Genomic DNA, 21,378 nt, shown 5'->3' on the forward strand with positions numbered 1-21,378 from the left:
GGTCACCGCGATAGGCTATCCTGGGCGGGATGACGGTCCAGGAGCTCCACGTCGCGGGATACCGCTCGATCCGCGAGCTGACCCTCCCCCTCGCGCAGGTCAACGTCATCGTCGGACCGAACGGCGTCGGCAAGACCAACCTCTATCGCACCATGGTGCTGCTCGGCTCCGCGGCGAGCGGTACCTTTGCGCGCACGCTGGCCGAGGAGGGGGGGATGCCCTCGGTGCTCTGGGCTGGCCAGCGCAGCAAAGGCCCGGTGCGGATGACGCTGCGGGTGCGGCTGGATCAGCTCGTCTACGAGCTTCAGTGCGGGCTGACGCCGCCGCCTGGAGGGCCGTTCGAGCTGGACCCGGACATCAAGGAAGAGAGCCTCTGGTTGCTCGACAAGCGCCGCCGCCTGCCGATGCTGGAGCGGGCCGCGGGCTCGGCCTTCGCGCGCGACGCGGACGGCCACCGCGTGACCTTTCCCTTCTCGCTCTGGGGCTCCGAGTCGGTGCTGGCGCAGGTGGTGGAGCCGCACCGCTTTCCGTTGCTCTCGGTGGTGCGGCAAAAGCTGATGAACTTCCGGTTCTATCACCACTTCCGCACCGACTCCGGCGCGCCGTTGCGGGTCGAGCAGGTCGGGGTGCGGACGCCTGTGCTCAGCACCGATGGCCACGATCTGGCCGCGGCGCTGGCGACGATCCTCGATATCGGCGACAGGGGCGCCTTGAAGGATGCCGTCTCCAGCGCGTTCCCTGGCGCGTCGCTCGAGGTCTCCTCGACGCAGGGGCGGTTCCGCGTCGAGCTCGGGTTGCCAGGGATGTCGCGGCCGCTCGACGCCCGCGAGTTCTCGGACGGCACGGCGCGCTATCTCTGCCTCCTGGCGGCGCTGCTGAGCCCGAGGCCTCCGCTGCTGATGGCGCTGAACGAACCGGAGACGAGCCTGCATCCGGATCTGCTCGGGCCGCTCGGGGATCTCCTTGTGCACGCGGCATCCCGGAGCCAGCTGTGGATCACGACGCACTCCCGCCCGCTGGCGGAGCGGATCCGGAAGGCGACGCCCTGCCGGCTCATCGAGCTTGGCAAGAATGGTGGAGAGACGGTGCTGGCGAGCGGCGCCGCGGAGGAGGAATGACGTCCGCCATCAACGACAGAGGTCTCGTCGTGTTCATTCGATGATCCATCGAAGCACGGGACCAGCGACGACGACGAAGGCCGCGTGGCCCGGAAGCACAGGACTATCCCCGCCGAGCCACTGCACATGGGCGCTCGTCGACCAGCCCAGCGGCCCTGCGAAGTACGAGTTGACCTGCGCATGCCCGCCTATCGCCACCCCGGCGACGCGCCCGCACAAGGCGACGCCGCACGACGGCATGTCGTAGAGCCCGATCGATGGCCCCAGACTGAAATGGCCGTCCTCCCACGCGACGCCGACGTCGAGTGACGTCTGATTGTAGACACCGAGCCCGCCGTCCCGGGTCGCCAGGAGGATGGTGCACAGGTCGTGGACCGTGAACAAGAAGTCTCGCTCGAAGGGCCACGATATCGCCGCTTGTGGGCCCACCGCGGGGCGAGAATCGGCGCCGATCTGAATCCACCCGAGGCTCGCACCGGCGCTGATTTCGGCCGCTCCTGCTCGCGCCGGTGCGGAGAGGAGCGGGAGGACGACCACAACCGCCCATGGGATCTTCTGCCAGCCTCTTGCGCCCATGGTACCTCCCCTTTCCCCCAGCGGACGAGCAACGTGACGACGCGAGCCGTCCTACTGACGGTGAAATTGGACGTCAACCGAGATCCGGGCGGGGACGTCCCGATGGACGTGGGTCGTACCGTCCAGAGGTTGCGCCCGTCGCGCGCCGGCCTGCGAGGCGCGAGTGCTCTCAGGCGCCAAGCAGCGGTGCCTCCGCGGCGTCGAGCAGGGCAGCTGGTTCCAGGAAGGCGCTCGCCGCGGAGGCAGGCGGCGGAGAGCTCCCGATGCCGGCGTCAGAGGGCGGCCCGCCCTGGTGATGGGATATCAAGGGTGAGGTTGTCGAGAAGCCACTCGCTCGCTCCCCGATGCGGTCGAGGTGCTGCTGAACGCCCGCGGGTGAACGCTCACGGTTCAGGGAGTGATCCGGGGAGCCCCGGCGTCGCCGTCTCCGAGGTGGCCACCGACGACACGCTCACTCCGGACACGGCCCGACGCACCCCTCACCGCCGCAGTCGACGCCGGCCTCGTCGCCGTTCTTCACGCCGTCCGTGCAGGTGGGGGCCTCGCAGACGCCAGCCCAGCACACGCCGCTCGTGCAGTCCTCGCCGGTCTGGCAGCCCCGGCCCGGCGCGCAGCGCGGGCAATACTGCTTGCCGCAGTCGACGCCGGACTCGCGGCCGTTCTTCACCCCGTCGCTGCAGGTCGGGATCATGCAGGTCTCGTTCGTGCACACGCTGCTCATGCAGTCCGTGGCCGCGCGGCAGCGGTCCCCCGCCTGGCAGGGCCGGCACGGGCCACCGCAGTTGAAGCCGGTCTCTCCGCGACCGGCGTCCTGCACGTCGTTCACGCAGTGCTCCGGCACGCACCAGACGCCATCACACGCGCGCCCGCCGGGACAGAGCAGCGACGCGTCCGTGTCGACACACTGCACGCAAGCGCCCTCATGGCACCGCCCCTCGCCTGAGGCAGGACACGTGACCTCGTTCAACAGGAGATGCCGCGGCTCATCGATCTCGCAGACGTCGAGGGTGCACTGGTTGCCGTCATCGTAGATGTCCTGGGCCGCCGCGCTGACCACACGGCCATCGGCTGTACACTTCTCGATCTTGCAGTCGCCCCGGAGCTGCGACGCGAGCGGACCTTCGTGGATCTCCACCGCGCACGCGCCGTCCACGCACCGTCCCGCGCCGCACCGCGGGTCGGGCGGGCCAGGGCACTCCGCGTCGCTCTCGCAACCGAGGGGCGGCACGGGCACCCCGGAGCACTTCTCGGTGCCCTCCTCGGTGCCCTCCGCGCACTCGTCGCAGGTGAGGCACTCCTTGAAACACTCCGAGTCCTGCTCGCCACGCGAACCCTCCTCGCCGCGCGCGCAGCAGATGACCTTGCCCGGCTCGCCGCACACGCAGCGCTCATCGACGCAGATCGTGCCCGGCACGTACTGGTGGCTCGACTCGCAATCATCCGTGACCGCGCAGTCTCCGCCCATATAGGGCACGTCACCACATGCAAAGAACGTCGCTGGGCCGATGAGAAGAATGAAACCAACGAACCAAGGCGCGATGGGCCTACCCATGCTCCAGTCCTCCGGCACGAGGCTGAGGCGCCGGCACCCTGGCGGCCCCAATCCGCCGGGGTGTCGTTTGCCTGTCATCCGAGGCGCGCACTATGCCGCGTCGGGCCCGCGGCCGTCACGCAAGTTTTCGCCAGAATGCGCCGCTGGCGAGGCGGCCTTCCAGCAGGGCAGGCACGAGGTCGAAGGGAGGAAAAACGGTGCTCGTCAACGGAAAGCCGCTGACGGACACCGTGTTCTCCGCCGGGCCGCGAGGAGGGAACGTCCGTCGCCGCGCGCCCCTGCTCACCGGGTCGCGTCGCGTCGCACCGGGACGCCTCGTCTCCGGCTCACGAGGCGAACAGCCAGGCGATGCTCGCCGCGCCGGCCAGGAAGATCGCCGCCGTGAAGATCAGGATCGCCGTCCGGTCAGGGCGATACTCCCCCCGATCGATGGCGCGAGCGACGCGCAGGTAACGCATCGCGGCCCACGCGATGAGCGCCATCCCGAGCACGACCATCCCCGCGCCGACGCCCACGACCTCGCGCAGCAACGACCGCGGCCCTCCCGGCGCGGCCGGCGGCCCCACCTCGAGGAAGTAGAGGCTGACCCGGTTGAGCGTGATGCCGAAGCTGAGCAGCGCGATCGCCGTGCGCACGTAGGCGAGGTGCGTCCGCTCGTTGGCCAGGTGCTCCCTCGCGTAGGCCTCCGTGCGCTTCACGCTCTCCTCGCCGGGCATGGTGGCTCGCCCTCCTCGTCGCGCGGCGCCCCGCTTCAGCGGCGGCCGTACCGATCGTCGAACCACGGATACGCCGTGTTCGAGTAGCCGCGGACCTCCCAGAACCCCGGCTGATCCGCCGTGGTGAACGTGATCCGCCGGATCCACTTCGCGCCCTTCCAGGAGTAGAGCTGCGGCGTGATCATCCGCACCGGGCCCCCGTGCTCGCGCGGCAGCGGCTTGCCCTCCCAGGTGTGGACGAGCAGCACGTCGGGCAGCATGGCCTCCTCGAGCGGCAGGTTCGTCGTGTAGGGGGTCTGCGTGCCGGGCGCGATGTCGCTCGCCTCGATCAGCACGAAGCGCGCGTCCGCGAGCGGGCGCGCGCGCTCCGCGAGGGCGGCGAACCGGACGCCGATCCAGTGGTTGTCCAGGCGGCTCCAGGTGGTCACGCAGTGGAAGTCGGACACGTCGAGCGTCTGCGGCAGCGCCATGAACTCTTCCCAGGAGTAGGTCCGCGGCGCCTCGCAGAGCCCGTCGATCTCGAGCTGCCAGCGCTCGGTCGGGATGTCCGGCGTATCGCCGAGATCGAGCACCGGCCAGTTCTTCACCTCGCGCTGACCGATCGGCAGCCTCGGCATCCCGTGCCGGTTCGGCGGCCCGCTGCCCATCGGCGCGAGCCCGTCGAAGGCGCCCTTGCCGCGCGCCGCCTGCCGCGCGGCGAACGCCTGCTTGCGCTCGATCAACGACCTCGCCCGCCGCCCCGCGTCGTCCCCCATGACGTGACCATGGCGAGAGCTCTGGACGCCTGCAAGAGCGAGCTCATCCGACCTTGCGGCCCGAGAGCTCCACGGATGCGGCATCCACCGACACCGACGTCGGGGGGCCGAACTTCTTGACCTGAACGGTCACGAGGAGGGCCGGCGTGTCGTCGAGCACGCGCTCGATGATGCGCTCGGCGAGCGTCTCGAGCAGCTTGTACGACGCGCTCGTGCCCGATTCGACGACGAGGCTCGCGAGCCTGTCGTAATCGAAGACGCGCGCGCGCGTGTCCGCTCGAGGCAACAGCGAGACCGGGAGCTCCACCTCCAGGCACACGACGAAATCCTGGGGCAGGTCGCGCTCGGCGCGAGACACGCCGTGCTTGGCGCGAAAGCGGATGCCGTCAAGGCGGATCCGGTACGTCTGGATCGCGGACTCCATCGGCGCCCCCTAGCACGCCTTCCGGCCGGCTTCCGCCGCAAGAATGCCGGGCGGCAGGCTCGCCCGCTCGCCGCGGCCTTCCCGGCGCGCGGCGGCCGTCTCGGCGTGTCCCGGCGCGGGCGGCCTTCCCGGCGCGACCGCCCTCCAGGCGCGCGGCGGCTGCGCGCCACGCGCGCCACGTGCGCCACGTCAGAGGAGAGGCCGCTTGAAGCACACGGCTTCGATCTTCGCGGTCATCTCGCTGCGCAGGAACTGCACCGGCTCCCAGCCTTCCTGCCCGAACCGCTTGAGGACCGGGTTCCATCCGGCCGTGGTGGTCACCTCGAACACCTGACTGTCGCTGACGCGCGCCGTCTCCACGTCCACGCACCGAACCTCCCACCGGGGCGGATCGGTCCCCGCCTGCACCGGCGGCACCAGGAAGCGCGGCGCGACGTACGACGCGGAGCAACCGAAAAGAAATGCGACGGCGATGGCTGTCCCGGAGCTGAGCTTCGGCATGGGCGGTCCTTTCCTGCGGAGTCGACTCGCGAAGGCGTATCGACGCTTCGTGCGCCACGTCAACTGGGAACGGCGCGCGCGCCGGCGCGGAGCGCGCCGACTCTCGGCCGTCACCGGCGCGTGTCCGGGGCATCCAGCCACGTCCGCTGGAACCGCTCCCCCTTCCCCCGCGTACTCATCCAGGGGCACAACCTCGCCTCGAAGGAGCGGCGCCGATGATCCGAGGAGATCGGCGAGCGCCTCGCGGTGCCGGTGGGCACCGTCAAATCCCGCCTCTCGCGCGCGCTGGACAAGCTGCGCGCCACGCTCCAGGAGCCGCCGCGGGCTGACGCCACCCCTAGCGCTTACGCGTGAGCGCCTCGCGGTCCTTCACGATGAGGCGCCGCCCCGCCGCGTCGAGCACCCCCTCCTTCCGGAACGCCCCGAGCGTCAGCGTCACCGTCTCGCGCGTCGACCCGATCACCTGGGCGATCTCCGCGTGCGTGATCGGCGCCGAGATCAACGTCCCCCGCGGCGTCGGCACGCCCCACCGCTCCGCCGCGTGCAGGAGGAACTCGGCGAGGCGCCCTCCCACGTTCTTGAAGAGCATCGACTCGATCCGGTCCTCGGTCTCCCGCTGCCGCGCGACGAGCAGCGCGAACACCGCGCCTCCGAGCCCCGGGTGCTGGGCGCAGAGCTCGCGGACGAGCGCGAGCGGCACCCGGACCACCTCGGCCTCATCCATCGCGATCGCCCGCTCCGTCCGCGTCTCCAGCCCGCCGAGGCACGACTCGCCGAGCACGTCGCCCGTGCCGCGGTAGCTGAGCGGGAACGCGGCCCCCGCCTCGTTGACGCGCTCGACGCGCGCGCGCCCCCGGCCGAGCACCACCAGCGTGTCCGCGGGGGCCCCCTGCTCGAAGATCGCCGCGTCGGAAGCCACCACCTCGAGCACCGCGGCGTCCGTGACCGCCTCCCGTACCTCGCGATCCACCTGCGCGAACAGCGAGGAGAGCCGGAAGGCGCGCGCCACCCGAGCCTTCACGGGATCCATGGGCTGGCGGCCAGCATCCTGCGCGTACTGGGAATCCAGATCGCTCACGGTAGGGAACAAAAGAGTAATCCATCCCGCGTGGGTTGACACACAGGAATCCCCTGCGACCGAGGCCCGGCGCAGGGCGAACGGAGCGCCTCGCTCAGCGTCCGTCGCGGTCGAGCTGCACGACGATGTCCCGGTCGAGCGCGCTGTCCGCCGCGCGGGCGAACTGCTGGAACTTCGTATAGGCATCGGGCTGCACGCGGCCCGCGGGCAGCTCGAGGAAGCGATCGAGGACCAGCGCGCCGCCCTCCATGCGATCGTTCACCCGCACGGCGCGCCCCGCGTCGTCCGCCGTCGACGGAGCGAGCTTCGTGACCACGCGCGCGCCCGCGGGGAGCTTGACGCGGAGCCGCACCTCCGAGCGCGTCGCGATCTGCTCCGACAGGTAGAGCGGCGTCTCGCGGACCGGCAGGCTGGCGAGGCTGGCCACGCGCACGCCGAAGGGCGGCGTGATGACCAGCTCCCCTCCCTGCGCGCGCGCGAAGCTCGCGGCGGCGATCTTCATCTTCAGCGTGAGCGGCCGGTCGATCTCGCTCAGCTCCTTGATCTCGATCGCCTGGAGCCGCGCCCCCGGCACCATCTGCGGCAGGAGGCGCGACTCGACGGCGTCCCTGAGCTGGGCGTCCGGGAGCGACTCCAGCGCCGAGCGCAGCGCGATCGCGAGCTTGCCCTCGTAGCGCTGCTCGATCGCCAGCGAGGCCGAGCCGTCCCTCGCCACCTCGGCGACGCCCTCCGTGACCACGCCGTCGTGCGCGCCGGACGAGGGCGTCACCTCGCGCGGCGTCCCCGGCTTCAGCACGATCGCCGGCTGCCCGCGGAGGGAGCTCGGCAGGTAGCCGTACGGCGCGAACTTGTCGCGCACGAACATCCAGCGCACCGCGCCCGCGCCGGGCTTGTCCCCGGTGTCGAGGCGGACGGCGAGCGCGTTGAACATCTCGGCCTCGCTCATGGGCCCGCGCGGCGGCGCGGTGAGCCGGTCGCTCACGACGCCGTAGCCGGCGTCGATGCCGACCAGGCGGCACAGGTAGAGGAACGCCTCGGTCCGGTTGCCGCTCTTGCCGATGACGACGCGGCGGCCGTCGTCCTCGCGCCCCGGCTCCACGTTGGCGAGCACCCACCGGTAGATCCGGCGCGCCTGCTCGTCCTTCGACGGCGCCGCTCCCCCGCCCTCGCCGCGCGCACCCTCCGCGGCGCCGGCGGCCTTCCCCTGCTCGCCGCCGCCCGCTGCCGGCGAGCGCGGCGCGAGCGGCGTACGCGCGATTGCCCGCGCGATGCGCACGAGCCGCGGATCGCGCGGCGTCTCGTCGGCGGCCGCGTCGACCATGCGCGCGATCGTGCTGTCCAGGCGGATGCCCCAGCCGATGCGGATGTTCGGAAGGAACTCCGAGATCGGCGCGCTCGCCGGCTCCTCCGGGAGCGCGGGGCTCTTGTCGACCCGGTAGCGGCGCGTGACGAGCGCGCCGGACTCGACGATCTCCGGCGCCGGGACGGCGCCGGAGGCCTCCACGTCGAGCGGCCGGCTCTTCGGCGACACGACGATGAACTCGCTCCGCCAGTAGGGGACCTTCTCCTCGCGGAAGAACCAGCGCGGGCCCTGGAACGTGAGGCCCCCCTGCCCGTCGCCGCGCAGCACGAACAGGTTCTCCACCTCGATGTAGTCGCCCACCTCGAGGTGGGGCATCGTCACGGTCGGCTTGTCCTGGATGAACTCCGGCTCGTGGATCGACCCGTCGCGCTTGACCGTGCGGAGCTTGAGCACGAGCCCCTCGGGCATGCGTTGCTCCGCGTGCTCCTGGATGGCCTCCCGCGACTGGATCCGGATGATCTCGTGCTGGAGCATCCGCGCCGAGCCGTCCTCGTGGACCCACATGGCCGCATAGTCGAGCACGCGCGCCGCCGTGCCCGGCATGACCTCGCCCGAGGCCTCGTGCTCGGCGATCACCTTCTTCGAGTCCAGCCGGTACGGGCTGAGCTCCGTCGTGCCGTCGAGCAGCTCGATCGCGTCGCGCAGGCCCGAGGTGTCGGCGCCGGTGCGGATCGCCTCGATGAGCGCCTTCTGGAGCGCGTCGCGCTCTCCCCGCGCGAAGCGCGCGTCCGCGAGCGCGAGGCGCGCGTCGGCGTCGTCCGGCGACTTCGCGAGCGCGCGCTCGAGCTGCTCGAACGACTCGGCGCGCTTGCCGGCGCGGGTCAGGAGGTCGGCGATGCGCGCGGCGATGTCCTTGCGGTCCTTGCGGGCGGAGCCGAGGCGCTGGAGCTCCTTGATCGCCGCCGCGTAGTCGCGGCGATCGATCGCCCTCTCCAGCTCGATCTCCGCGTCGGGATCGAGCTCCCGGATGCGCGCGGCGAGGGCGTCGGCCTGCGCGATGTGCCCGTCGCCGTCGTGGATCCGGAGGAGCGCGCCCAGCACCTCGATGTCGTCCGGGAAGCGCGCGGCGGCCTCCTTCACGGTGCGGACGTGCTCGACGCGCCAGCCGAGCCGCGAGTACATCCCGGCGAGCGTCTTCAGGAGGTCGGGCACCTCCCGGAAGCGGTCGGCGAGGGCCTCGATCGTGCGGGTCATCTCGGACAGGCCGACCTTGTCGGCCTCCTCGAGCGCGAGCCAGAGGCGGGGGTACCAGAGCTCCGGGTCCTTCTCCGCGGCGCGCGCGCGCACGTCCTTCACGAGGTCTTGCCCGTCGGACGCCGGGAAGATCGGGTCCTTCTCGAGGAAGACCGCCTGGGCCGCGAGCGCGGGGCCGGTGGCGCGCGCCGGATCGGCCACGAGCGGCTCGATCAGCACGGCGCTCACGTCGTCCTGGCCCTCGAGGTGCGCGATGGTCGCGGCGAGGTACCGGGCGATCGGATCGCCCACGTCGCGCTCGGCGGGGGGCGCGCCGCGCAGGCCGAGCGCGCGCGCCACCTTCGGCGCGGGCTGCGGCGGCACGCCGAGCGCCGTGAGGAACGGCTCGATGGGGTTGGGATCCGGCAGGACCTCGGGCGGGACGAGCGAATAGGGCGGCGTCGGATCGGCGGACGTGGCCACGCCGAGGGGCGTGCCGTCGGGCGCGAGCAGGCGGATGGAGGTGTCGCGGCCCCCGACGCGGGCGAGGATGCGGTGCCGGCCGGGGCCGAGGCGCAGGCGGACGCCGAAGCGGGGCCAGATCCCCCACTGCTTCGTGTCGCGCGTCAGCACCTCGACGTCGTCGACGAGGATGGCGTAGGCCCCCTGGACGGCGATGAGCATCTCGCGCTCGGCGGGCAGGTCGACGAAGGTCTCGACGTAGAAGATGCCTCCCCTGGCCCCGCCCTCGCCGGGCGCCTCCGTGACGGTGGAGAGCTGGCAGCCGCGGCGATCGGCGCCGAGCACGCGCGGCGGCTCGGCGCGGTGGGGATCGCGCGAGAACACGGGCGGCCAGGGGCCGGCGCGCTCCGCCTCGTGGTGGACGCGGTGGTCGCTCGCGGCCAGGTGGCCGAACGGGCCGGCGAAGCGGGCGTTCTCGATGCACCCGTAGCGGCGCGCCGCGTGGTCGATGAGCGGCACGGCGGGCGCGGCGCCGCGGGCGTCGTCGGCGGTCCCGGCGGCGCCGTCCGGGCGCGCCGCGGCGGCCTCGTCGGGCAGCCCGTCGAGGCTCCACCACTCGACGAGCTCTCCGCGCGCGCGCCAGCCCAGCTTGCCCGGGTGGTCGATGGCGCGAAGGACGACCTCGCGGGACTTCTTCCAGAGGCCCGCGACGCTGGAGCGCAGGCCGAGCAGGCGGTTCGCGGCGAACCAGCCCACGAGCGGGGCGTCGGGGTGCGCGCTCACCCGGGCGGCGTCCAGCGCATCGAGGTAGGCCGCCGCCGCGCGCGCGTTGCGGCCGTGCCCCTGGTCGTCGATCGCGCGCCCGAGCGACGCGAGCATCGATTTCGCGCCGATCCCCTCCAGGCGCTTGCGCGCCTCCCTGGCGCCGGCAGGGGTGCCGCCCGGGACCAGGAGCTCTCCGAGGAGCCAGCGGCCGACGACCTCGCCGTCGGCCGAATGCGCGCCGGCGTCGCGGAGCGAGGCGATGGGGTCTTTCGCGCCGGGCGCGGTGACCGCGCCGCAGGCGCCGAGCGCGAGGGCCAGGGCGGCGGCGCCGGCGAGCCGGGCGAGCGTGGAGAGGGGGCGAGGAGCGCGCATCGGCCCGGTCCTTAGCGCGAGCGACCGCGTGCGCACAGAGACGCCGCGCGGCGCAGCGCTCCTGGCCCGCCCGGCCCGTGAGCGCCCCGCCCGGCCCGCCGTCGTCGCCCGACCCACGGCATGCGGTCTCCGCGGCGTGTGGCCAGCGGCTCCAGGGGCATCGTCAAGGAGCGCCGTCGCCCCTAGAGGACGGCGCGCCACGAGGTCGTGCGCGACAACGTGGCCACGCTCTGCGGAGCCACCGAGGACGGCCCCATGGGTCGATGGTGATCTTGATTATCATTTGCATCATTGCTATGTGAAGCGGCGAACTCATGGAAGACGACCTTGCGGTAGAGCTCGGCGCGCTCGCGCACCGCGGCGCCGCCCCGCTGTCTTGATCGGGGAGCGCGCTCTTTCGAACCACCTCGCCGCGATGCTTTCGCACCGACAAGGATGAACGACATGGTACCCGGTTACACAGAAGAGACGGTGCTTGAGGTCCACCACTGGACGGACAAGCTCTTTACGCTCAAGACCACCCGCTCGCCGAGCTTCCGCTTCGCGAACGGGCAGTTCTGCATGATGGGGCTCGTGGTCGCGGGCAAGCCGCTCGTCCGTGCGTACTCCCTCGCGAGCGCAAACCACGAGGAGACGCTCGAGTTCTTCTCGATCAAGGTGCCGAACGGCCCGCTGACCTCGCGCCTGCAGCACATCGCCGTCGGCGAGACGATCCTCGTCGGCAAGCGCGCGACGGGCACGCTCACGATCGGCAACCTGCGGCCGGGCCGGACCCTGTGGCTCCTGGCGACCGGGACCGGCCTCGCGCCGTTCCTCAGCGTCGTCAAGGACCCCGAGACGTACGAGCGCTTCGAGCGCGTGGTCATCACGCACACGTGCCGTCGCGTGCAGGACCTCGCCTATGCGCGCTACCTCGAGCACGAGCTCGCGGCGGACGAGCTGCTCGGCGAGATCGTGCGGCCCAAGCTCCGCTACTACCCGTCCGTCACCCGCGAGGCGTTCAAGACCGAGGGCCGGATCACCGCGCTCATCGAGTCCGGCCGCATCTTCGCCGATCTGGCGCTGCCCGCGCTCGACCCCGCGCACGACCGGCTGATGCTCTGCGGCAGCTCGGAGATGCTCGCCGACACCGCCGCGCTCCTGGAGTCCCGCGGCTTCGAGGAGGGCAACAGCGGCGAGCCGGGCGACTACCTCGTGGAGAAGGCCTTCGCGGGCGAGAAGCGCTCCCCGCTCGCCAGCGCGTCGCCGGCCGAGAGCACGAACCTGTCCGGCCCGGCGTGACGTCGCGCGCCGCGCGTCGGGCTGCGCCCGGGACCACGCGTCGGCGTCACGGCGGGCGCGCGGATCGATGCGGCGCGCAGGCCGCGGTTTCGGATCTGGACCGGGGGCACCGCCCGCCCCGGTCCAGACCGCGGCTCACACGCTCGCTTCGACAGCGCTGGCGACCTGCTGGAGGAGCACCGTCTGTTCGATCACCTCCGGCGGCACGCCGACATCGTCGCGCACGACGGCCACATCCCCGCGCGCGCCAGCCACGTCCTCGCGCGCCACCGCCACGTCCTCGGGCGCCACGGCCACATCCTCGGGCGCCACCGCCACGTCCTCGCGCGCCACCGCCACGTCGTCCCGCTCCGCCGCCCGGCGCAGCGCCGCGATCTCCGCCTGCGCGGCGACGAGCGCCTGCTCGAGCGCCTCGTGGAGCGCCGGCGGAGAGCCGGACGTGTCGCGCGCCTCGGTCAGCTCGCGCTCGAGCTGCGCGATCTTCCATCCCGCGGCGCGCAGGTCGGCCTCGCTCGAGGCGGCGCTCCGCGCCAGCGCGTCGAGCTGCTGCCGCAGCGCCTCCACCGCGCCGCCCGGCCCGCCCTGCCCCGCGAGCGTTCCGCCCTGCCCGCCGTCCGCCGCCTGGCCCGGCCCGCCGTCGTCGGCCGACGCCGACGCGAAGACCGTCCCGAGCTCGTCGACGAGCTCCTTGCCCACCCGCTCGCTCTCGCGCAGCTGCGCCATGAGCGACGCGATGACGTGGCCCCGGTCGCGCAGCGCCTCCTCGAGGCCCGCGATCTCCGCGGCTGCCGCCTCGCCTGCGTCGCGCTTCTCGAGCTCCGATGCCCGCTGCTCCAGCGCGACGACGGTCTGCTCGAGCTCCACGATCCGCGCCTCGAGCAGCAGCCTGCGCGCGTCGAGGGCGCTCCGCTGGTCTTCCAGCGCGCGGCTCTCGCGCTCGTTCCGGTCCGCCCGCTCCTTCTGCCGGTCGCGGTCGCGCGCGAGCTCGGCGCGGGCTGCCTCCAGCTCCTCGACCCTGCCCCCTGCGCGCCGCGCCTCCTCCAGCGCGCGCTCGCTCTCCTGCGCGCGCCTGCGCGCCGTGTCCCGCTCCGACGTGAGCTTCGAGAGCTCCCGCCGCGCCCCCGCGGCGGCGGCCTCGAGCTCCCCCACGCGCGCCGCGAGCGCCGGGTCGGGCGCCGCCACGGCGGGCCGCGCCTCGAGCTCGGCGATCCGGGCGCGCGCGGCCTCGAGGTCGGCGGTCACGGCGTCGAGGCGGTCGCGGGCGCCGGCGATCTCCGGCTTGTTGCGGATCATGCCGAGCTCGAGCTCGACCTTGGTCCGCACCCGCTTCTCGTCGTCGAGCTGCTTGGCGAGCCGGGTCGCGCGATCGCGCTGGCTGCGGAGCTCCTCCTCCATGTCGCGGATCTGGTGCGACAGGCGCTCGGCCCGGACGTGGGCGTCGCCCGCCCTGGCCTCGACGTCGCGGAGGCGCGCCGCCCTGGCCTCGATCTCGGCCTCCGCCTCGGCGAGGCGCGCGGCCGTGGCGACCGCGCTCTCGGCGCGGACCCCGGCGTCCTCGCGGTCGCGCTGGTGCCGGGTGCGCAGCTCCGCGAGCTCGCCTCCGAGCCGCTGCGCGCGGCCCTCGGCCTCGCTGAGCGCCTCGGGCGACGCGCCGGCGCTCGCGCCCGGGAAGTCGGCGAACGGCAGCTCGATCACGGCGAACGCGTCGAGCCTGGGCAGGCGCTCGCCGGCCACGGCGATGAACCACTCGGGCTCCTCGGACGCGTCGAGGATCGACGTGTCCACGCTGACCTCGGGCTCGCCCTTCGGCGCGAACTCCGCGACCGTGTAGCCGACGAACGGCGCCTGGCCGACCATCCGCACCTGCTTGAACTGGAGCGCCACGAGGTCGTAGAGCGCGTAGTAGCCGGGAGCCGCGCCGCGGCTCGCGCCCGCGGGGAGCAGGCCCCGCGCGGCCTCCGGGTTCGGCGACGCGATGACGGCGACGCCGCTCGCGGCGGTGAGGCGTCGGGCGCGCCGGACGACCTCGGCGGGATCGCCGAAGAGGGAGAGATCGGGGATGACGAGGGTGTCGAAGGCGCCGTCGCGCACGCCGAGGTCGCCGTCGAACACGGCGACGTTCGGGTGCGGCTGCCGGGTGGGCGCCGTCCGCGCGAGCTTCTCGGCGACGCGCGCGGCGTCCGGGTCGTAGGCATGGACGAGGCGGGCTCCGCGCTGGAGCAGCCGGTCGGCGAGGCCGATGGTGGCGTCACCCACCACCGCGACCCGCCGGCCGCGCACGAGCGGCTCGAGGTAGGCGCTCAGCACCAGGGCGGGATGGAGCGCGGCGGGGGCGGCGTGCCGCGGCGAGCCTGCGGCGGCGAGGGAGGACTCCTTCGTCATGGTTCCGTCCTCTTACGGCTCTGGGGGCCCGGAGTCCACAAAGCGCAGTGCAGAGTTGCAAGGCGGCGCTCACCGCGCTGGGCGCCGCCGGGCGCCGCCCGCGCGCGCCGGTCCGACGCCTTCGTGCCGGCCCCACGATCCGCGCCTCCACGCCGTCAGCGTGGTGAGCCGCCTCACCCATGACGCTTCGCGTCTGCGCCGCATGTTCCTGGGCCTCTCCGTCGCTCCCGCCGTCATCTCCACGACATCGGCGGTTCGCCCTCTCTCCTTCGAGATCGAGCGGTCCTTCTGCTGCGCTCGGTCAGAGGATCACGGTCTCGCAGCCGAGGAGGATCTGGATCTTCGCGATGGAGGCGCCCCTGGCGGCCTCGCAGGTATCGGGGCACAGCACGAGGGCCGCGGGAGAGGCCGGGTCGTCGTAGCGCCAGCCTGGGCCGTCGCAGCCGGGGCGCTGCGGCAGGATCTCCTGCGATGCGCCGTCGAGCCCGAAGAGGACGTTGACGTCGTCGAACGCGACCTGTCCGCCGGCCACCTGGGAAGGGACCTCGACCTCGCACGGGAGCGCCTGCCCCGTGACCTTCGCGAGCGCGTTCTGGAACTCGACGGCGATGTTGGTCGCCCCGACGAGGACGGCGGCGTCGGTGCCTCCCGCGGCCGCGACCTGGTTGGCGAAGCTCTGGTTCACGCCCGGGAGCCCGATCACGAAGGTGCGCACGGGGGTGCCGTAGCGCGCGCCCGCCGCCGCGAGATCCGCGATGGCGTCCGGGTCTTCCGGGTTCACCCCGGCGCACTGGGCCGCCGGCCCCTGGGGCTGCCCATCGGTGACGAGCAGCACCGCCGAGGCCTCGCCGGGGTGGTTCTTCGCCACGTCGATGCCCTGGAGCAGCGCGCCGCCCAGCGCCGGATAGACGGGCGTGCTCGCTCCGTTCGGCGACTCGGCCTCGATGGCCGCGACGATGGCGCCCGCGTTGTCGGGGAGCGGACCGAACGGGACCAGCGGCTCCCTGTACGCCTCGTGGTCACAGGCCGGCACGTCGTCCGCCACCCGCGGAAAGAAGCGCAGCGCCACGCGCACGCCGGCGAACCTCGCGCTGTTGACGAACGCCGTCAGGCCGGCCTTCGCGCTGGTCCACTTGTCGGCCACCATGGGGTCGTTGCCCGCCATCGAGGACGACTTGTCCATCATGATGTAGAGATTGAGCGGGACCGCGATCGCCTCCTCGGTGACAAGGCCACACGCGGCGTCCGGATCGAGGACTTCGACAGGCGCGTCGGTCGACAGCCCGCCATCCGGATCAAAGGTCCCGCCCGAGCCAGCTCCGTCCGAAGAGGAAGAGGACGAGACAAGGCCAGCTCCTGAGTCCGGTGCACACGCGCCATGAAGCCCCATGGCGACGGCGAGCCCAACCATGGAAGCGAGCGAGGTGGGGTGGAGCGATTCGAGGCGCATGGGATGAACAGAGGACAGCGAGGACGGCGCGGAAGCGGGAAGGTACGCAGACACAGAGTACCGGAGACCGTGACAGGCGCGAGGGGCGAATCGCGGAATCGTGAGCTGGCTCGCGCCGGCGCAGCACATAACGGCGTGGGCGGACGGCTGTTGATGCCGGCCGCAATGTGGCGCACAGCCCCGTTGTGATTGGGAACGAGCAAGACAAAGTCTTTTCGAAAAGCGCGCGAAGGTGCAGAATTAAGCATGCGCGCACAATTCTTCCTCGAGACGGCATCTCTGCTCGCATTGCTCTCGGCGATCGGCTGCGCGGAGAGCAGCTCGATCGACGACCCCATCGGGCCGTTCGCGGGCACGGGAGGCAGCTCGGGCGCGGGCGGCGAGTCCTCCGCGAGCAGCAGCACCACGACAGCGTCATCGAGCAGCGCCGCCGCCGCGAGCGGCTCGGGCGGGAGTGAGGGCAGCTCGGGCGGGGGTGAGGGCGGCTCGGGCGGGGGTGAGGGCGGCTCGGGTGGAGAGGGGGGCAGCGAAGAGGCGGGCGGCGGCGGCGCTGGGGGCACGGATCGATGCGCGCTGGGGTGCTTGCCGGGCACACACGACGTGGACGGCAATCCCCTCACGGGGGACGAGTGCGGCTGTGAATACGCGTGTACGCCGACCGCTGCGGGAGAGGCGGGCGAGGATCCGATCGACGCCGAGTTCATCGACGACAACTGCGACGGCGGCGACGGGCTCGTGGAGCAGTGCATCTACGTCTCGGCGAGCACGGGGGACGACGCCAGCAGCGGGACGCGCAACGCGCCGGTGGAGACGATCGCCAAGGCCATCCAGGTGGCGCAGGCGGGCGCGGTGCCGGCGATCTGCCTGTCGGGCGAGCTGTACCAGGAGGCGGTCACGGTCGCGTCCGGCATCAGCATCTACGGTGGGTTCGATCACGCCAACGCTGACTTCAAGTTCCGGAGGACGAGCTCGGTGACGACCACCGTGCGCGCGACAGGCACGGTGTTCCACGCGCCGTCGATCACGCAGCCGACGCACATCGAGGGCCTCTCGATAGAGGCGCTGAGCCCGTCGTCGGCCGGCGCGAGCACCTATGGAGTGCGCCTCGGCGGGGGGACGGCGGATCTCTTCGTGCGGTTCAACCAGATCAACGTGGAGGAGGGCCGGGCCGGCGCCGCGGGGACGAACGGGGCGGCGCACACGGTGGGGACGGCGACGGCGGGGAATGCGGGAGAGCAGGGCTGCAACGACTGCAGCGGCCTCGGCAATGCCGGCCCGGCGCCCACATGCGACGAGCCTGGCGGGAGAGCTGGATATGGCGGACATGGCTCCAACAACGGAGCGGCGGGCCATCCGGGCAGCCGGGGTGCGGCGGGCGGCGCGGGCGGCGCCACATCGAGCTGCCTGGACCCAGGCCCGCCGGGTCCCAATGGCACACCGGGCACGGCTGGGTCGCAGGGGACGCCGGGGACGGGGGGCGCGAATCTCGGCAGCATCGCCTCCGGCGTCTACCAGCCTGCGAACGGCACCAACGGGCAACCGGGAACGAACGGCGGCGGCGGCGGCGGCGCGGGCGGCGGCGGCGGCGGGACGTGCCCTGTAGGCATCGACGATCGCGGCGGTGGCGGCGGCAGCGGTGGATGCGGCGGGCTTGGCGGCCGCAGCGGCACTGCGGGCCGGGGTGGCGGCGGGAGCTTTGGAGTTTTCGCGGCGGCTGGCCGGGTGGTGGTCTCCCGCAACGAGATCACATCCGGGAAGGGCGGCAACGGCGGCCGCGGCGGCAACGGCGGAGCGCCGCAGTTCGGCGGGAACGGCGGCCCTGGCGGCCCCGGTCCTGATGACGGCCGCAGCGGCGGCGTCGGCGGAAAAGGTGGCAATGGCGGCGACGGCGGCCCGGGCGCGGGCGGCGGGGGTGGCCCGAGCGCCTGCCTGGCGCGATCCGCGAGCGTCACCTTCACGTTCCGAGAGAACAGCTGCTCGACCGGCGCCCCCGGGTACGGCGGCGCCGGCGGCACGACCCCGAGCGGCGGCGCCGCGGGCGCGGGGCAGGAAGGTAAGGCGGCCGCGAACCTGCAGATCAACTGATCAACGATGCTGAGTTCGAGGAGCTATCTCCCACACGTCTGCTCCGAAGTCGATGGCGCTTGCGCCCCTGGCGGCAAGCACGATGTCGCCGGCCGTGTCGACGGCGACGTGACCCCTGAAAGGCGATCTGGACTCGATCGCTCCCGGAGCAGACGAGCCTGCCAGTCCTGTCACCGTGGCTCTTATGTGCCGACATGACTCCGCCCGTCCGCTGGATTGCATTCAAATCAAAGGCGAGTCGATGCACGAGACAGCGTCATCGGTACCGGAGCAGCGCCGGGCCCTTTGTGCTGACGCTCGCACGCCCCCGCTGGTCGCCACCTCGATCCTCGTGACCGCTGCACACCCGGCCTCGCCTGGACGCCGCTCCAGCGCGCTCCTGGCGGAGCGGCCGTCGCTATCGTGGATACTCGTCCGCCCAGGGCGCCGGCGCCTCCAACGCCGTGGAGGTGCCTCCGCTAGACTGGAGCAAAGCGACAAGCGCCCGTGTTAACGCGTTGCGACGGCACGCCGACCGGCTAGAACGGCTCCCCGGAAGCAACGAGCGCTGACGACAGGAGCCCCCATGACCAATGCAATGCAGATGCCCATGATGCCGCAGGCGATGTACCCCATGATGTCGACGCCGGAGATGGCCGCTGGCGCATCCATGATGCCCGGCATGATGGGCATGGGCATGCCCATGATGCCCATGATGGGCATGATGCCCGGCATGATGGGCATGAGCATGCCAATGATGCCCGGCATGATGGGCATGCCCATGATGGGCATGATGCCCGGCATGATGGGCATGGGCATGCCCATGATGTGCAAGATGTCGTGTGAGATGACCAAGGACGGAATGATCTGCAAGATGATGCCGCCCGAGGGCGTGTCGATGGACGTGCTCAAGGAGCGCTGCGAGGCCATGACGAAGATGATGTCGGCCGGGATGCCCATGATGATGATGTGCGGCGGGATGCCCATGATGATGTGCACCCCCGCCATGGCCAAATAGCGCGGCCGCAAACCCTCCTCGGAGCAGCGGAGCGTCGGCGCTCACCGGCGTCCTCGCGCTGCTCCGCCCCTCCCCCGCCCCTTCCCCTCCCCCGCCCCTCGGCGAGGAACGCGCCCCGCCTCAGGGCGCCGGCAGCGAATACGTCATCACCAGGTACATCAGCGAGTCGACGTTCGCCGGGTTGCGGTAGACGTGCGGGACATCCGCCTGAAACACGAGCGCGTCGCCCGTCGCGAGCAGAAACCGCTGTCCGTCGACGCTGATTTCAACGGTCCCCTGACAGACCACGATGTTCTCGGTCGTCCCGGGCGGGTGGGGATCGGCATTCTCTACGCCGAGCGGGGCCAGGCAGAGCTCGTAAAACTCGACCGTTCGCGGCGCATCGAACGGGAAGAGCGCGCGCGAGGTGAACTTGCCGTCGTGCGATGTCAGCCGCTTCGCGCGATCCCCGCGCAGCAGCATCGGGCCGCTCGCCGAGCGAGCGCTGACGAGCGCCGAGAACGGCACGCTGAGCGCGCGGGCGATCTTCCAGACGACGTTGATCGTGGGCGCGCTGCGGCCGAGCTCGACCTGGCCGAGCATCGCACGGCTCACGCCGGAGATCTTCGAGAGCCGCTCCAGCGAGAGGCCGCGCCGCGTCCTCAACCGCCGAAGGTTCTCCCCGACAACATGCGTGAGATCCGGCGGCGAGTCGTGGTGAGCGACCTCATAGGTCCACTCCTCCTCCAGCTCCTGCTCCTGCGCGCCGGGCCTGGCCGGCTGCACGTCGAGCGCGACCGGCAGCGCGCCGTTCACCCGGGGAAGGTCGCTGTTCTGTCGGACGGATCTCATAGGAGGATGGGCGCCACTCTACACGGGATCTCAGGTCGGCAAACCAACCAAATTCGTCGCTGCGTCATGATGAGTGTGATCAATCATCAGGCGATTTCCGTCACTCCTAGGATATCGCCTGAACCCGATCCGTGACGTCCCTGTCGCATTCGCTTTCCCCCTCGACGCGTTCGCCCTTCCGACCAGGGTCGCGCTTCCTCCCAGCGCGCTTCGCCGCACGCTCGCTCCCCGCAGGCTCGCTCGCCACAGGCCTCTTCCCCCGCAGGCGCCTTCCCGCGGGCCGCGTCCCCCGGTCGCCCGCGCTTCCCCGCCCCTCTCCGCCTCCGGTCCGCCCCCGGCCGGCGAATCAGGTCGGCGCCCAACCGTCCCTACCGCCAGCGCGCCGAAGCGGCTACAACCTGGGCTCGCTGTGCGGCACGCTGACGCAGCGCGCTCAAGCACCGAGGACTTGCCGATGGACCACGACATCGACGACGTGATCGACGGCCGGTACACGCTGATCGAGGTGGTCGGCCAGGGAGGCCACGGCGTGGTCTACCGCGCCCTGGACCAGGAAACCGGCGCGCACGTCGCCGTCAAGTACCTGCGGCCCGAGTTCGCCAGCGATCCCGCCCTGAAAGCCCGCCTGCGGCGCGAGGCCCGCGCCATGGGGGAGCTGGCCGGCACCAGCGCGACGCACGTCTTCGCGTTCAGCGAGGCGCCCGACGGCACCCTCTACATCGTCATGGAGTTCCTGAAGGGCAGCGATCTCGAGACGGCGCTGCGCCAGCTGGAGGCCCGGAACCAGCGGCTCCCGCTCGACGAGATCCGCGAGCTGTTCCGCCCGATCGTCGACACCCTCGACGCCGCGCACGCGCGCGGCATCGTCCACCGCGATCTGAAGCCCGCGAACATCTTCGTCCTCGACCACGACACGGGCGTTCCTTCCTCCACCTCCCCGCACCGCGGGAGCGCGCCGGCCCGCGCCGGCACGGCGGCGCGGGGGCGCGTGCGTTTGCTCGATTTCGGCCTTGTCAAGGTCATGCAGGCCGACCCTCTCACCCGCGAGGGCGCGATCCCCGGCTCGCCCAGCTACATCGCGCCCGAGGTATGGAAGGGCCGGCCCCAGGAGATCGACCACCGGATCGACATCTATTCGCTCGGCGCGGTGCTCTTCCGCGCGCTCGCGGGGCGCGTGCCGTTCGCCGGCGCGAGCCGGGTCGACATCCTGCTCGCCGCCGCCCGCGGCCCGCGGCCGAGCTTGCACGCCTTCCGGCCCGACCTGCTCCCCGAGGTGGACGCGTGGGTCGCGCGGGCGCTCGCCGTGGCCCCCGAGGAGCGCTTCCAGGACGTCCGCTCGCTTTGGAGCGCGCTGGAGCCGCACCTCGACCACGCCGATCGATCCGGCGGTGAGCCTACCGGCGGAGGCGCGATCCTGCGCTGAGCACGTTCCTCACCGGACCGCCTTGCGACGCGGGAAGCGGCGCTGATAGCGTGGTGCAAACCATGCCTGAACCG

General features: G+C 72.2%; 17 protein-coding genes. 6 read left to right on the forward strand and 11 right to left on the reverse strand.

Annotation, left to right across the window (positions count from 1 at the left end):
• Positions 1-29 precede the first annotated feature (29 nt).
• Entirely contained in the window at positions 30-1,118 is a 1,089-nt protein-coding gene (locus WMF12_RS37410; protein ID WP_437852947.1) for an AAA family ATPase, read from the forward strand.
• Between the two features lie 33 nt (positions 1,119-1,151).
• Here the strand turns inward: WMF12_RS37410 and WMF12_RS37415 are convergent, their stop codons facing one another.
• The 6 genes from WMF12_RS37415 to WMF12_RS37440 all read right to left on the reverse strand — a co-directional run bounded on the left by WMF12_RS37415 (position 1,152) and on the right by WMF12_RS37440 (position 5,642).
• Positions 1,152-1,502, reverse strand: coding sequence for a hypothetical protein (locus WMF12_RS37415; RefSeq protein ID WP_437852949.1), 351 nt, complete (start codon positions 1,500-1,502; stop codon positions 1,152-1,154).
• A gap of 643 nt (positions 1,503-2,145) precedes the next feature.
• The gene (locus WMF12_RS37420) at positions 2,146-3,246 is read right to left on the reverse strand and encodes a hypothetical protein (RefSeq protein WP_437852951.1); all 1,101 of its coding nucleotides are present in this window, start codon (positions 3,244-3,246) and stop codon (positions 2,146-2,148) included.
• A gap of 326 nt (positions 3,247-3,572) precedes the next feature.
• Positions 3,573-3,962, reverse strand: a complete 390-nt coding sequence (locus WMF12_RS37425) for a YidH family protein (protein WP_437741520.1) — start codon at positions 3,960-3,962, stop codon at positions 3,573-3,575.
• Between the two features lie 35 nt (positions 3,963-3,997).
• Positions 3,998-4,717 (reverse strand): molybdopterin-dependent oxidoreductase, encoded by a 720-nt coding sequence (locus WMF12_RS37430; RefSeq protein WP_437852953.1) that lies wholly within the window; start codon positions 4,715-4,717, stop codon positions 3,998-4,000.
• A gap of 43 nt (positions 4,718-4,760) precedes the next feature.
• Positions 4,761-5,141, reverse strand: coding sequence for a dihydroneopterin aldolase (locus WMF12_RS37435; protein WP_012239791.1), 381 nt, complete (start codon positions 5,139-5,141; stop codon positions 4,761-4,763).
• A gap of 189 nt (positions 5,142-5,330) precedes the next feature.
• Positions 5,331-5,642, reverse strand: a complete 312-nt coding sequence (locus tag WMF12_RS37440; RefSeq protein WP_437711098.1) for a hypothetical protein — start codon at positions 5,640-5,642, stop codon at positions 5,331-5,333.
• A 228-nt stretch (positions 5,643-5,870) separates the two neighbouring features.
• Here WMF12_RS37440 and WMF12_RS37445 point away from each other — a divergent pair, with 228 nt between their 5' ends.
• Positions 5,871-5,996, forward strand: a complete 126-nt coding sequence (locus tag WMF12_RS37445) for a sigma factor-like helix-turn-helix DNA-binding protein (protein ID WP_437873935.1) — start codon at positions 5,871-5,873, stop codon at positions 5,994-5,996.
• Here the strand turns inward: WMF12_RS37445 and WMF12_RS37450 are convergent.
• Together WMF12_RS37450 and WMF12_RS37455 are read right to left on the reverse strand one after the other, a co-directional pair.
• Positions 5,980-6,720: a Crp/Fnr family transcriptional regulator gene (locus WMF12_RS37450; RefSeq protein ID WP_437852955.1), complete on the reverse strand. Its 741-nt coding sequence runs from the start codon at positions 6,718-6,720 to the stop codon at positions 5,980-5,982. The genes WMF12_RS37445 and WMF12_RS37450 overlap by 17 nt on opposite strands.
• 94 nt (positions 6,721-6,814) lie before the next feature.
• Positions 6,815-10,855 (reverse strand): hypothetical protein, encoded by a 4,041-nt coding sequence (locus WMF12_RS37455; protein WP_437852958.1) that lies wholly within the window; start codon positions 10,853-10,855, stop codon positions 6,815-6,817.
• A gap of 444 nt (positions 10,856-11,299) precedes the next feature.
• On the opposite strand from WMF12_RS37455, the gene WMF12_RS37460 reads away from it, so the two are divergent.
• On the forward strand, positions 11,300-12,136 hold the full coding sequence (locus WMF12_RS37460; protein ID WP_437852960.1) for a ferredoxin--NADP reductase: 837 nt from the start codon (positions 11,300-11,302) through the stop codon (positions 12,134-12,136).
• A 135-nt stretch (positions 12,137-12,271) separates the two neighbouring features.
• Here the strand turns inward: WMF12_RS37460 and WMF12_RS37465 are convergent, their stop codons facing one another.
• Entirely contained in the window at positions 12,272-14,518 is a 2,247-nt protein-coding gene (locus WMF12_RS37465; protein WP_437852963.1) for a hypothetical protein, read from the reverse strand.
• Positions 14,519-14,819: 301 nt separating this feature from the next.
• On the reverse strand, positions 14,820-15,968 hold the full coding sequence (locus WMF12_RS37470; protein WP_437852964.1) for a vWA domain-containing protein: 1,149 nt from the start codon (positions 15,966-15,968) through the stop codon (positions 14,820-14,822).
• A 246-nt stretch (positions 15,969-16,214) separates the two neighbouring features.
• Here WMF12_RS37470 and WMF12_RS37475 point away from each other — a divergent pair, with 246 nt between their 5' ends.
• Positions 16,215-18,053, forward strand: a complete 1,839-nt coding sequence (locus WMF12_RS37475) for a PE-PGRS family protein (RefSeq protein WP_437852966.1) — start codon at positions 16,215-16,217, stop codon at positions 18,051-18,053.
• A 565-nt stretch (positions 18,054-18,618) separates the two neighbouring features.
• Positions 18,619-19,050, forward strand: a complete 432-nt coding sequence (locus WMF12_RS37480; RefSeq protein WP_437852968.1) for a hypothetical protein — start codon at positions 18,619-18,621, stop codon at positions 19,048-19,050.
• 120 nt (positions 19,051-19,170) lie between these two features.
• Here WMF12_RS37480 and WMF12_RS37485 read toward each other — a convergent pair whose 3' ends face one another.
• Entirely contained in the window at positions 19,171-19,881 is a 711-nt protein-coding gene (locus WMF12_RS37485) for a helix-turn-helix domain-containing protein (RefSeq protein ID WP_437741531.1), read from the reverse strand.
• A 454-nt stretch (positions 19,882-20,335) separates the two neighbouring features.
• Between WMF12_RS37485 and WMF12_RS37490 the strand changes: the two genes are divergently transcribed.
• The gene (locus WMF12_RS37490) at positions 20,336-21,304 is read left to right on the forward strand and encodes a serine/threonine-protein kinase (RefSeq protein ID WP_437852970.1); all 969 of its coding nucleotides are present in this window, start codon (positions 20,336-20,338) and stop codon (positions 21,302-21,304) included.
• Positions 21,305-21,378: the final 74 nt, after the last annotated feature.

Origin of the sequence: Sorangium sp. So ce363 (assembly GCF_051520435.1) — a bacterium.
GTDB lineage: Bacteria > Myxococcota_A > Polyangia > Polyangiales > Polyangiaceae > Sorangium > Sorangium cellulosum_B.

Excerpts from the sequence above, each read along its gene's own strand:
- WMF12_RS37470 (WP_437852964.1), bottom strand. The coding sequence starts at position 15,968 with ATGCGCCTCGAATCGCTCCACCCCACCTCGCTCGCTTCCATGGTTGGG.
- WMF12_RS37460 (WP_437852960.1), top strand. The coding sequence starts at position 11,300 with ATGGTACCCGGTTACACAGAAGAGACGGTGCTTGAGGTCCACCACTGG.
- WMF12_RS37440 (WP_437711098.1), bottom strand. The coding sequence starts at position 5,642 with ATGCCGAAGCTCAGCTCCGGGACAGCCATCGCCGTCGCATTTCTTTTC.
- WMF12_RS37480 (WP_437852968.1), top strand. The coding sequence starts at position 18,619 with ATGACCAATGCAATGCAGATGCCCATGATGCCGCAGGCGATGTACCCC.
- WMF12_RS37465 (WP_437852963.1), bottom strand. The coding sequence starts at position 14,518 with ATGACGAAGGAGTCCTCCCTCGCCGCCGCAGGCTCGCCGCGGCACGCC.
- WMF12_RS37420 (WP_437852951.1), bottom strand. The coding sequence starts at position 3,246 with ATGGGTAGGCCCATCGCGCCTTGGTTCGTTGGTTTCATTCTTCTCATC.
- WMF12_RS37490 (WP_437852970.1), top strand. The coding sequence starts at position 20,336 with ATGGACCACGACATCGACGACGTGATCGACGGCCGGTACACGCTGATC.
- WMF12_RS37425 (WP_437741520.1), bottom strand. The coding sequence starts at position 3,962 with ATGCCCGGCGAGGAGAGCGTGAAGCGCACGGAGGCCTACGCGAGGGAG.
- WMF12_RS37410 (WP_437852947.1), top strand. The coding sequence starts at position 30 with ATGACGGTCCAGGAGCTCCACGTCGCGGGATACCGCTCGATCCGCGAG.
- WMF12_RS37430 (WP_437852953.1), bottom strand. The coding sequence starts at position 4,717 with ATGGGGGACGACGCGGGGCGGCGGGCGAGGTCGTTGATCGAGCGCAAG.
- WMF12_RS37455 (WP_437852958.1), bottom strand. The coding sequence starts at position 10,855 with ATGCGCGCTCCTCGCCCCCTCTCCACGCTCGCCCGGCTCGCCGGCGCC.
- WMF12_RS37485 (WP_437741531.1), bottom strand. The coding sequence starts at position 19,881 with ATGAGATCCGTCCGACAGAACAGCGACCTTCCCCGGGTGAACGGCGCG.
- WMF12_RS37435 (WP_012239791.1), bottom strand. The coding sequence starts at position 5,141 with ATGGAGTCCGCGATCCAGACGTACCGGATCCGCCTTGACGGCATCCGC.
- WMF12_RS37475 (WP_437852966.1), top strand. The coding sequence starts at position 16,215 with ATGCGCGCACAATTCTTCCTCGAGACGGCATCTCTGCTCGCATTGCTC.